Annotated in this window: 5 protein-coding genes; 4 read left to right on the forward strand and 1 reads right to left on the reverse strand. The window is 44.0% G+C overall.

The genetic code is table 11. From position 1 onward, the window contains the following. On the reverse strand, nucleotides 1-2,394 hold the full coding sequence (locus tag BJP37_RS09515; RefSeq protein ID WP_229415561.1) for an HAD-IIIC family phosphatase: 2,394 nt from the start codon (nucleotides 2,392-2,394) through the stop codon (nucleotides 1-3). A gap of 1,884 nt (nucleotides 2,395-4,278) precedes the next feature. Between BJP37_RS09515 and BJP37_RS09520 the strand changes: the two genes are divergently transcribed. From BJP37_RS09520 to BJP37_RS09535, 4 genes are all read left to right on the forward strand, one after another. Further along, the gene (locus tag BJP37_RS09520) at nucleotides 4,279-5,349 is read left to right on the forward strand and encodes a response regulator (protein WP_075898294.1); all 1,071 of its coding nucleotides are present in this window, start codon (nucleotides 4,279-4,281) and stop codon (nucleotides 5,347-5,349) included. Between the two features lie 223 nt (nucleotides 5,350-5,572). Next, nucleotides 5,573-6,106 (forward strand): chemotaxis protein CheW, encoded by a 534-nt coding sequence (locus BJP37_RS09525; protein WP_075898296.1) that lies wholly within the window; start codon nucleotides 5,573-5,575, stop codon nucleotides 6,104-6,106. 150 nt (nucleotides 6,107-6,256) lie between these two features. Beyond that, the gene (locus BJP37_RS09530; RefSeq protein WP_075898298.1) at nucleotides 6,257-9,658 is read left to right on the forward strand and encodes a GAF domain-containing protein; all 3,402 of its coding nucleotides are present in this window, start codon (nucleotides 6,257-6,259) and stop codon (nucleotides 9,656-9,658) included. A 46-nt stretch (nucleotides 9,659-9,704) separates the two neighbouring features. Continuing rightward, the gene (locus BJP37_RS09535; RefSeq protein WP_075898300.1) at nucleotides 9,705-12,854 is read left to right on the forward strand and encodes a hybrid sensor histidine kinase/response regulator; all 3,150 of its coding nucleotides are present in this window, start codon (nucleotides 9,705-9,707) and stop codon (nucleotides 12,852-12,854) included. The last annotated feature ends 76 nt before the right edge of the window (nucleotides 12,855-12,930 follow it).

Consider the following 12,930-nt stretch of genomic DNA (forward strand, 5'->3'; position numbering starts at 1 on the left):
TCAGACTAAGACATTAACCAGCATCTTTACATGCCCAGGCTTCTTAGGAGAGTTTGCCACCTCAGCTTCTAGAAGGTCTGATTGCTTTTGCTCAAAACCCATGTTCAAAAGAAAAGTCTTTACTTGCTCATTCCGTGGACCTGAATGGAAAGGAGCAAGAATCCTCTTCAAATCCTTCTGAGTAGCAAAATCAAACATTGTGTATAAAAATGCTTCTTCTACTCCACGTCCTAGAGCACGACAACTCATTAGAAAAGTATCTAGAAGCAAAGATCCGTTTTCCGGTTTGAGAATCCCTACACCAACCAAACCATAATCACCAAAGCGGTCTTTAAGACTCAGTACCAAAATAGATGAAGATTTTTGAATCTCTTGAATTTCGGGCAAAGAACGGCGAATTAAAGACAAGTTAAACTGATTGGTTTTCTGGGTCAGTTGTGCTACCCGTGGCAAATCTCTTTCCTCCGCCAAGCGAATTTCGGCAACCAATTCTAAGGATTCTAGATAATTCTCAAGGTTGCTTACGCTTTGCTGAAAGTCTCGACGCTGTTGCTCCTGAACCATCAATTGTGTTCGGATCGTATCTTCGGCAGTAAGACTACGGGCATCAAAACACCAGAGCTTTGATAGAGTTTCAGCATAATATGCCGGATCCTTTGGCATGGGAACAACGGTTACCTCTGGAGTATTAGTCTCCACCTCAAGACGCTCGACCGGTGAATCATCCATAAACACAAAAGAATCCAAGCCTAAGTTTAATTCTTTAGCTAGTTCCTGCAAATTAGCTGATTTCTTCTGCCAGTTAATTCGATGACCAGCAATATCTCCTCGGCGAAGTATCATTTCAGGATGGTTTTCAAATACATTCCAGACATCCGCTTCCTCATTTTTGCTCACCAGCACTAGCAAAACACCGCCTTTTTTCAAATCTAGAACCATTTCCTGAAAAAGACGAAAACTACGACCCGGATAGTCGTTGCTCAATGCTAAACCATCAATGCCATCTTCGCCGACTACACCTCCCCATAAGGTATTATCGCAGTCAAGTGCTAGAACTTTTTTCGCCGGAAGGAATATGCTACGAACCAAACGTGTAATTGCAATTCCGAGTTTCTGATACACAGTCTGTGAATAGGGAGCGCGAGCTATCACCTCCAATGAGGCATCACTGGCATTCTGTCGTCCAACTTCCTCAACAACGCTCTTGAAGTCTAAGATATGGATACCTTCTATTTTTTCTAGTTGCTCCTGCCACCAAAGGCGCAGTTTCTCCACCTGCAGGTCTTTTCCTTGAAAAAATGGCGAAACTACTGGGGGTAAATTTGAAACAATCAGACCTTTTTTCCTTGAGGCATAACTAATGATTGCTTCCAGTAGTTGACCAGCTCTAATCATTCCATCAGGATCTCCGTCAGAGATCAAATCCTCTGGACGAGTAAGCACCACATTTAACCCGTTTTGGTTATTAATAAAATCGCTATTGGGAGAAAGAAGAGTTTGCTCCAATTGGTTGAATTCAGCGAATTCTACAGAAAATGGCATTTGGAAAGCTCGGCACCAAAGTTCCAAAGTCGAACCTAAAGGTTGTACAGTAAAAGTCGCCGCGACAACAATGGTTTTTTTGGCTTGCGCTTGCACTACTTCCTCTTGAGAAAGACGGGCAAGAGCCTGAGTTACTGTTTCTGGAGGATAAAGGGGAAGAAGTTCTGGGTTGGCAGGTATTGCGTTGGTATTTCCATCAGGGGGTGATTCAGCCACCGAACTATCTGGAAGGTCATTATTGGTATGGGCGAAAATTAGCTCCTCAATGGATTTTCGGGAATCCAGTTTGAAGATTTCCCTGGGGGGAACGCGAATTGCAAAACGATCGTACAATGAAGCAGCAATTGCCATTTTGGCTAGGGAGTCCCATGCCATACAGTTATAGCTATCTAGCTCATCCGTGATTTCTTCTGGGGGCAAATGAATAGCATTAGCAATTATGGCATTTAATTCAGATTGATTTATCTGCTGAACTGAAGACTGTACTTCTGGACTATCCGAATATTCATGTCGTTTTCGGATCAAAACTGCCGGATTGCCACCCCAGACTTCCCCACGTCCAATGCGCGTGTATGGCAGCACATTGCTTCCTGCTTCTACAATACCTCCCTCGTCAATTTTGACCCCTATTCCAATTCGGCTATTTCCACCGATGGTACTGTAGTTTCCAATAACAATCGGCTCTGATGTATATTTCAGTTGTCCGTTAGATATGTTAAGAGCATGAGCGACGATACTGCATTCACTACCAATCACGACCTGATCACCTATGTATGTCAAATCTGGATCCTCTAACCATGGCACGACTATGCTTTTTTCGCCGATATGTATCTTAGGAGCATAAGAGCGCATCACCAGATTTCTTATCCATAACAACGTGATTGGGGGAAGCTTGACATAATTTATAAATGGTAATGTATCGATTAATAACTTTCGCCTATAAGCGATCATTGTCGGTAAGTATTTTATCAGTAAAATAAGCTCTTTAATAGTAGTAATTTTATGATTTAATTGTATGGTTTTAGGTTTTTCAAAAAACGAAAATAGTAGAGCTATATCTAGGGAACTTATACTAATAAATAGAAACAACCAGACAACGTAAAGGAACGGGAATGTTGCTACCAAAATCGGAAGTGTTATATCTGGAAACAGGCTAAAGATTAGCCAAGCTTCCAAAACTCCGGCTACAATAGGTAGCATCAGTGAATAAAGCCAACTTATGGTAAGAATAACTAGGGTACAGAATAGTGTTATCAGTTTCATAGTATGAGTTTTCGGATTTAGTTTTCGCAGCGGTAGTTATAAACAGCTGAAATTTAGTTGAGCAGGTCAAAGGCGATCATGCTTTGGCCATAAAATTATTATCCTGACAAACTGACCAATACCTCAAAATCATTAGGTGCAGGTAGATCAAGTAAAACAAGTAAAAATAGTTATGGATATAAAACCCATGTCCAGTAAGCCATGGCGCTAAAACCCATGTCCAGTAAGTCTTTGACTGTATGATGCCCCCAACTCTTGTTGAGTTTAATAACCTGCACCTACTTCATAACTTTTACAAATTAGCAATAATCACCAGTGTCGTTTGCTCACTATAGGAGATTACTAGCGCTGATTGTTAATTGTTAACGGTAGCTAGCATCGAGATAAGTTTATTCCTAACGTTATTCCTAGAGTGGGGGACAATTACTCCTAGGATAGACTGCAGCAGTAACCTCTTGTCTAAGCTAACTATTTTTTGGCGTCTCCCTGTAGAGCGGGAAACGTCTTGACCAAATCACCCTGTTGATGGAAAGCAAGTCTTTGCTGGCAATCACACAAAGTAATTACTATATTAGTATACTAATATATATCTTGCACTAGCCTCCCAAACCCGTGCATAGTAGGATTATATAGGGGCTATATAAACGTAGACGCTTTCTTCGACTTGCCGTAGGCAAGTCCGACTTCAGTTTTCAAATTAAGTGTGTAACACTTTATTCGAGCTCCATCGATTATAACTTTAAAATAATGCTATTGACAAGTGCAATTTTGGTTATATTAACTAACTTGTCGTTAATTTCATTAGCCAAATCGTCAAGGCATTTTAGCTAAGCTTCTTATTGATTACGGTAGTACTGCCGACTATCAGGATAAATTACGAGACTTTTACCATGACCTATTGTTTGGTAATATTCTCTACCAGCCACTAAATAATCACTCAGTAATTACACTAACTTCATCCATTGTAAAAACTATTTATGTAAGCTTTACACAGATGATACACAATCTTGTTATGATAATTGACAACGAGTGAATTTTTGGTTAATCTAGTATTGGGAAAGTTTTTCTGTCCCTAGAGGGTGTATGCAAGCTGACTATAGTTACCCTTCACTCTTGGATGTCATGGTGCAATGCAAATGAGAATCCACCCCTCATTTTTTTTCAAATAACTTAAAACCGTTTAATTTTTGAATCTCAGCTCCCATTCATTTCTGAGATATCAAATTCAGGGAAGCAGCTACTACCTAAGTTGATTAGGTAATCTTTACTAGTCACATAACCTATTGTACAGTTTTAGTTAGGGTATGGCTGTTATTTGTTTGGAAAATCGATTTTTAGTTAAAAAAATAATTTCACTTCAATAAAACTTTACGGAATCTACCCTAGCTAGGATGTAGCTAACTATTACGCCAAGGAAATCAATCATTAGTATTGATTTTTTTCATCAATTGATTTACAGCGGATTAGATAAAAATGAACTCCACCTACATCAATAGCTACAGGCATGATAAAAAACTAAACCCCCTTTCCTTATTGGCTCAATTATCCAGTCGTCATGCCAATGGATGTTTACAAGTATCTAGTGGTTCAGTTTCTTGGTCAATCTATCTAGAAAATGGTAAATTAATCTATGCCTCAAACTCCATCAACCCCTTTGATCGCCTAGACCATTACTTATCTCGTCTAAGTCGTAGAATTACTACCCTTGTTAGTGCCGTTCGGGTTCAGGTTCGTCTGCTCTTTGAAGCCAACTTAAACAGTACTTCAAGTTATCCTTCAGATTACCAAGCAATTTGTTGGTTGGTCAATCAACATTATCTGAATTCCGTTCAGGCAGCAAGTCTAATCGAAGAATTGGCTGAAGAGGTAATAGGTTCTCTGCTGTCAGAGAAAGAAGGAACCTACCAATTACTTGAGACTAACCCATCTGAGGATTTGCCTAAATTTTGTAGGCTTGACCTTCGCACAATTGTTGAACACTGTTACGAACAGTTACAAAATCAGGCCTCTTCTCAATCAAAGCCAGTGAATAATCCCTATAGCTCTCATTCTGTAGTCCCAATCGGAAATTCTACACCATTGAACTCAATTCACGAATCCTCTCTAAATAACTCGGCTCCATTAGAGCAGAGATTTCAGCATCATACCTCGGTTAATCAACAACCAACGTCTACCAGTAAAACTTACAAGATTGCTTGCATTGATGATAGTACAAGTGTTTTAAATGCCATTAACTCCTTCTTGGAAGATAAAAGTTTCTCTGTTGTCATGATTAATGACCCAGTTAGGGCATTAATGCAAGTTATCCGCATTAAGCCTGACCTAATTTTACTCGATGTTGCCATGCCAAACTTAGATGGTTATGAGCTATGTTCTCTGTTACGAAAGCATTCACTTTTTAAACATACCCCAATTATTATGGTAACTGGCAATACTGGTTTCCTAGACCGAGCTAAGGCTAAACTTGTTGGAGCATCTGGTTACTTGACTAAACCGTTTAACCAATCCGATCTCCTTAAGATAGTGTTTAAACATCTCAAATAATCATTGGGGAGCTATATCCCTTATATCTATGAAGGATAAAAAGCTGAATTCGGTGTTAATTTATTAAGACATTTAGGGTTGTATTATAAATACATATCCCTCTATAGGTTATTATTATAGATTATTTTATTGGTTATAGTTTACCTAAGCAATACTTTTATACACTCACCAATTATAAACTCAGCAATTATTGGTTTCCTCACATCGGTTAACTTGTGAATTAATGAACACGTCAGCACTAGCCAATATCCCCCAGACCTGGTCTCAGTTAGCTAGTATAACCAAAGCATCTGAACAACACAATAATATCGGGGATGCTTATCTTAAATTTTTGTTAAATGAACAAACCCCTGCGGTTATATCTATGAATCAAGCCCAGGAAGTTCTAGTCTTGCCCCAAGAGCGTCTGACCCCCATGCCAAATATGCCTCTGTACGTACAGGGGTTGATGAATCGGCGTTCTCGTGTGTTGTGGGTAATTGATCTAGCTCAAATGCTAGGTTTACCGACCGTAGAAACCAATGTTCAACAGTACAACATAGTGACGCTCCGTAATCAGTCAGCGTCTTTAGGGGTTGCAGTCCAAAGCATTGAAGGGGTGTTGCGACTAACACCCGATTGTATTCAATCTCCACTGGGACAAGTGTCATCGGGTTTGGTTCCCTACTTACGGGGATGCGCTTTGCAAGAGCAAGAAATTTTGTTAGTACTAGATGGTTTGGCAATTATGGCTTCATCCCTTTTACACAACACCTAATTTAACGGTAATTAACTTAAACTCAAGGGCAGCTGGTAATTATTGATTGTTAATTTAATACTATCCTTAAACGATACTGTTTTTTTAGATAATAGATTTATAAATGCTTTTATAAAAACTAAGTTAGTAGCCAGGTAATGGTGCTTTTTTATGGTGAAAGAATTTGATAAATCAATATATAATGAAATTAATAAGGATTTAACTACTCAGGGTGTAACCAAAGATAGGTATCGTCACCATGCTGAATTGGACTCAGTTAGAAATTTGACTAGCACAGAACCAAGCCAAAACTCGGCTCAGGATGGGGCTGAGCCTATAGGCTCCTCTGAACCACCTAGCAGTTCCAAACGCTCTGGGGGTCTTAAACTCAGCTTAAAAACTAAAGTAACATCATTATTCATCACCCTAGGCACTATTCCTGTGCTGCTGATTGGCTCTATTGCCTATAACTTAGCTAAGCAATCTATTACCCAAGAAATTTCCCAAAATAACATTGCTAGGGTAGTTAGCCTAGAAGACAACCTCAAGGGCTTCATACAAGACCGCTATGCCGATATTCGAGTTCTAGCTACGCTCCCAGTTTTTACTAATTCCAGTCAACAGCAGACCAGCTCCCTTTCGGAAAGACAATCCCTATTATTAAACCGCTACGAAGACATTTACCAAGTCTACGACAGTATAGCTGTTTTCGACTTAACAGGCAAAGTGATTGCCAAATCTAATCAGACTCCGGTAGATAATCCCAGCTCCCGGTCTTATTTTGAGCAGGTGATCAAGACCAAACAACCGGCGATTAGTCAACCGATACACTCGGATGCGTCTGGTCAGTTATCCCTTTACTTAGCTGCACCGGTACTTGACGAAAATACACAAAAGCTGGTCGCAGTTATCCAATCCCGGATGCCCATCCAATACCTTCAAGATTCGATCAACCTGATGGGCAGCGATCGCGAAGAACTTTACTTAATCAATACCACCAACGGTAAAATTTTTCTCTCCAACCAAAGCAAGATCGTTAATCAGCCCCTAACCAAGGTATTCCCGGACGCCAAAGAACTGCTAACTGCTGATAAACCAAATACTCTAGTCACATCTGATCAGGTCAAAAAGCATCAGGATCTGCTAGCCTATACCCCCTTTCGTAAAATCAACGACTTACCTGACCTGCCCTGGGTAGCAGTCATGGCCACCCCAGATGCGATCGCATTTCTGCCCCAACGGCAATTACTCCTGACCCTGACCCTCGGAACCTCCCTGACCACCTTATTAGTTGCTGCAGTAGCTGTCTATCTCGCTAACCGTTTGACCAGTCCCCTGTTAGCAGCTACCAACGCAGTGAAAGCCCTCGGCGAAGGGGAACTGGATACCCGTTTGGAGCTAGTGGGAACTGATGAGCTAGGGGTACTTGGGTCAAATATCAACCGCATGGCATCTCAGCTACAGACCCTAGTTGCTAACCAACAAGCTTCCCTAAACAAGGCCCAGTTATTTGCTGATGTTGTCACCCATGCTGCCAAACCTGATGAAAAAGCCCATGCCTTTGATTTAGTGGTTAATGCTGCTAAGGAAAAGTTAGCTGCTGAGCGGGTGGTGATCTATTATTTTGACCCAGGCTATCGGGGAACCATTGTGGCTGAAGCGGTAGACTCCCCTTGGCCAAAAGCGATCGCCAACGAAATCACCGATGCTTGTATTCCCAGAAAATTGCTGGAAGCCTACCGCAAGGGCAGGGTTGTGCCCACCAGTGATGTCCAAGCAGAGAAATATTCCTCGGGCCATATGCAGTTGTTGAACCGACTGCAAGTGAAGGCAAATCTGGTTGTCCCGATTGTGGGGGTCGATAATCTAATTGGCTTATTGGTAGCTCATCAGTGTTCTAGGACTCGGGTATGGCGCACCGATGAGATTGACTTTCTACAGGAATTAGCCACCCACTTAGGACTAGCTTTAAGCGGTGCCACTCTCGCCACAGTGAAAACCGCTGAAGCCGATCGAGCTGGGCAAGTCATTGAGATTACCTCCCGTATCCGGCAATCCTTCACAGTCGAGGAAATCTACCAGTCAGCCACCAGTGGCATCCGAGAAGCTCTGAAAACCGACCGAGTTCTAGTCTATCTGTTTGACGAAATAGCCCAAGGAACCATTGTCGCCGAATCCGTGGGTCATGGCTGGCCGAAATCCCTAGGAGCAGAAATTGCTGACCCCTGCTTTGCCCACCAATATGTGGAAAAGTATCAGCATGGTAGAGTTAGTGCCTTGGATAACATTTACCAGGCCGGCTTGAGTGATTGTTATTTGGGTCAACTTGAACCGTTTAAAGTCAAAGCTCACCTAGTCGCCCCCATCTTAGCAGAGGACAAATTACTGGGACTGTTGGTCGCCCATCAGTGTTCCGGTACCCGGCATTGGGAAGAATCAGACATCAACTTTTTCAGGCAGATGGCCATTCAATTGGGCTTTGCCCTTGAGCAAGCCAAGCTAGTAGAGCAGCTCAAACAAGCCCGCATTGCTGCGGAAGTAGTTTCCCAGGAGCAACAGCAACAACGGGAAGCCCTACAGTTGCAACTGTTAGAACTGGTCAATAAAGTGGAAGGAGCTGCCCAAGGTGACCTCACGGTAAGGGCTGAGATCCTCAGTGGGGAAATTGGCACTGTGGCTGACTTCTTCAATGCCGTCATCGAAAGTCTACGAAGGATTGTTACCCAAGTCAAAACTGCTGCCACTGAGGTAAACCAGTCCGTTGGGGACAATGCTGGAGCTATTCATCAACTGTCTGAAGCCGCTCTCCAACAAACCCAGGAAATCACCAACACCCTAGATTCTGTGGCTCAAATGAGTCGTTCTATTCAAGAGGTAGCTTCTAACGCCCGCCAAGCCGCTGCCGTGGCTCATACCGCTGCCAACACCGCCCAAAGCGGCACCCACGCTATTGAGCGCTCTGTTGCCAGTATTCTAATTTTGAGAGACACAATAGCAGAAACTGCCAAAAAAGTCAAGCGCCTTGGGGAATCCTCCCAGCAAATTTCCCAAGTGGTGGCATTTATTAACCAAATTGCCCTGCAAACTAACCTATTATCGATCAACGCTGGCATAGAAGCCGCACGGGCTGGGGAAGAGGGGCAAGGATTTGCAGTGGTTGCCGAAGAAGTTGGGGAACTCGCTGCTCGCGCTGCCACGGCCACTAAAGAAATTGAACAAATTGTAGACAACATCCAACAAGGCACCTCCGAAGTGGTAGAAGCCATGGAACTGGGAACTACCCAAGTGGTCGAAGGCACCTATCTAGTTCAAGAAGCCAAAGACAGTTTTGGTCAAATCCTCAACGTCTCCACCCAAATCGACCAATTCATTCAATCCATATCCCAAGCCACCGTTTCCCAAGCGGAAACCTCAAGCGCTGTGACAAACTTAATGAAAGACATTGCCCAAATCTCAGAACGCACCTACCAGTCAACAGAACATATCTCCCACTCCCTCCAAGACACTGTAAGTATTGCTGAAGAATTACAAACATCGGTTGGCAAGTTTAAAGTTGATCACAATCATGACTAATGACCACTAAGCACTAACTACTAACCCTAACCACTAACCACTACACATGTCACAGGACAAAGAACTGGAAATTCAGCTACAGTTTCTCGAAGAGGCAAAGGAATACTTAGATACCATTGAATCGGTGCTGCTGGGTTTAGCCAGCGCTGCCATTGATAATCAGAAAATGGATGGGATTCTGCGAGCGGTTCATTCTGTCAAAGGGGGAGCTGGGATGATGGGATATGGCACCTTGAGTCACCTAACTCACCGCTTAGAGGATTCATTTAAAGTTCTCAAGGCTAAGAAAAATGCGATCGCAATTGAAAACCAACTCGAAAGTCTACTCCTACAGGGGGTAGACTGTCTGCGCCAGGTACTCGAGATCAACCGCCAGGGCAATCGGGTAGACTCCCAGTGGCTAGAAACCATAGCTAACCCAGTATTTGATCAACTGCACGAGATTCTAGGGGATCCGGTCGCAGATGATGCAACTACTATGTTAGGAGCAGAGGATGGCACTAATGTGACTGCCATGCTGTTTGAAACAGAAGTGGAAGGGTGTCTAGCTCGCCTAGAAGGGGTATTAGCAGACCCCGAAAGACCCTGCTTGCTTGAAGAAGTGTCCATCATGGCTCAAGAATTAGGCGGGTTAGGAGAAATGCTGCAGCTTGAGGCTTTTAGCCAGTTGTGCGAAGACATCAATCACCAGCTAGAAGCTGCCCCAGACCAAGTGGAAGCGATCGCCCAACAAGCTCTAATGGTGTGGCGGCAATCCCAGGCGTTGGTACTGGTTGGTCAACTGACTCATTTACCCTGCCGCCTCGAAGCTAGGGAGTTTCAGGAGAATCAAGGAGGAGCTACAGACCCAGGGGTGGCAGAGGAAGCTATATTAGTTGGGGAATTGGAAACCGATCAGCCAGAACTAGTCGGACAAGGGGATGAGGCATACCAGCAAGACCAGCAAGACCAGCAAGACCAGCAAAACCAGCAAGACCAGCAAGACCAGCAAGACCAGCAAGACCAGCAAGACCAGCAAGACCAAGGGGAAGTAAAGGTATTTCAATGGGTGGATAGCAATCTCAACATCTCTTCCCCCTCTGCCTTCTCTTCCCCCTCTGCCTTGTCTTCTCCCCCTCCCTTGTCTTCCCCCCCTTCCCCTGAACCGATCTTCCTGAGAGAGAAAAATCAGGAAGACTCCTCAAAAGACCCACACCAGGAAAATACTGTGCGCATTCCTGTGCGAAAGTTGGATCGACTCAATGACTTGTTTGGAGAACTGACTATCGAGCGCAATGGTCTTTCGCTGCAACTGGGACGACTGCGCACCCTAGTAGACAACCTTAGCCGCCGGGTCAAGATTCTCGAAGCTTCCAATCACAAGCTCCGCACATCTTATGACCAGATTGCCACCCCAAGAGGCATGGCAGCAAGACAGGGGGATGGGGAAACCAGCAAATCCGAGGGACTTGTCCTGCCATCTTCCGTATCTTCTCCCGCCGCTTCTGACGCTTCCTCTGCTTCCCCTGCTTCCCTAGCTATTACTGTTCAAGGCTTTGATGCCTTAGAGATGGATTCCTACAGCGACTTGCACCTGCTATCAAGGGAGGTGATGGAAACCATTGTTCAAATCGAAGAAGTCACCAGCGACTTGGAATTGACCCTAGACGATACTGATAGCATTGCCCATGAATTAAACAAAACTGCCAAGCAGCTGCAAACCAATCTGACTCAGGTTCGGATGCGTCCGTTATCTGATTTAGTGGGGCGATTTTCCCGAGCTTTGCGGGACTTGTCTGTCGAGCATGGTAAACAAGTAGAACTGAAGGTAGTGGGGAAAGGTACCCTGATTGACCGCACCATCCTGGAAACCCTGAGTGACCCCCTAATGCATTTATTGCGCAATGCCTTCGACCATGGCATTGAAGACCCTAGCACCCGTCAGGCTATGGGGAAACCGCCAAAGGGAACTATTGAAATCAAAGCCACCCACAGGGGGAACCAGACCCAGCTTACCCTCCGTGATGATGGCAAAGGCATTAATTTAACTAAAATCCGAGCCAGAGCAGAGGAAATGGGATTAGACCAGGAGCTGCTCGCCAGCGCCAGTGACCAGGAATTGCTGTCCCTGATTTTTGAACCCGGATTTAGTACAGCTGATCAAGTTACCGACCTATCTGGTCGTGGTGTAGGGATGGATGTAGTGCGCAACAACCTCAAGCAAATCCGGGGGGATATCCGAGTCGATACCCAACCCGGCTGGGGAACGACTTTTACCCTCACCGTCCCCTTTACCCTATCGGTAGCACGCATCCTGCTAGTGGAAAGTAACGGCATGCTTTTGGCATTTCCCATCGATGTGATTCAAGAAATGCTGATGCTGAAATCCCAGCAAATATTAACTACCCTAGCCAACGAAGTTATCAACTGGCAAGGGAAAATGGTGTCCCTGATTCGCCTGAAAAAGTGGCTGAAATTTTACTGTCGCCGTCGGGTCACCACCCTAGAAGAAACCCCGAACATTAATGAACCTACTATTCTAATTATCAATCAAGCCGAGCAATTAATCGGCCTGTGTGTAGACCGCTCCTGGGGAGAGCGAGAAGTTACCGTGCGTCAAGTAGAAGGAACCCTAGGGTTACCTGATGGATTTAGCGGCTGTACCATTCTCGGCAACGGTCGAGTGGTTCCCCTGGTAGACGCCAATGCCATGGTACGCTGGATAATCAGTTGTCAGCGCACCAGTAACCTAGAGAGTTTATCCCCACAATATGGCTCCACCTCAAAGGGATTTGTGGAGCAACAACCTCCCTCGATCGGGATACAACCAAGTACTAAAGACACCATCTTAATCATTGACGACTCGATTAACGTGCGCCGGATGTTGGCATTGGGGTTAGAAAAAGCTGGGTATATTGTAGAACACGCCAAAGATGGTCAGGATGGGATAGAAAAACTGCTTCGGGGATTAGAGGTTAAAGCCATTATTTGTGACATCGAAATGCCCAGGCTGGATGGCTACGGCTTTTTAACTCGGGTCAAAGGAGAGCCAAGCTTAAAGACCTTACCCATTATTATGCTCACCTCCCGGAGTGGTTCTAAGCATCGCAAACTAGCTATGACTTTAGGTGCATCTGCTTATTTTTCTAAGCCTTACAATGAGCGGGAGTTATTGAAAACGTTAAATGAAATTATGGTAGAAGACGTATTGATTTAATATTGTTGGTAATATAATGTCCGGTTGACTACTTATCATTTTTAGTTGTTCGTCAATTAACGATTAATAATTAACG

This window comes from Moorena bouillonii PNG (assembly GCF_001942495.1).
Taxonomy (GTDB): domain Bacteria; phylum Cyanobacteriota; class Cyanobacteriia; order Cyanobacteriales; family Coleofasciculaceae; genus Moorena; species Moorena bouillonii.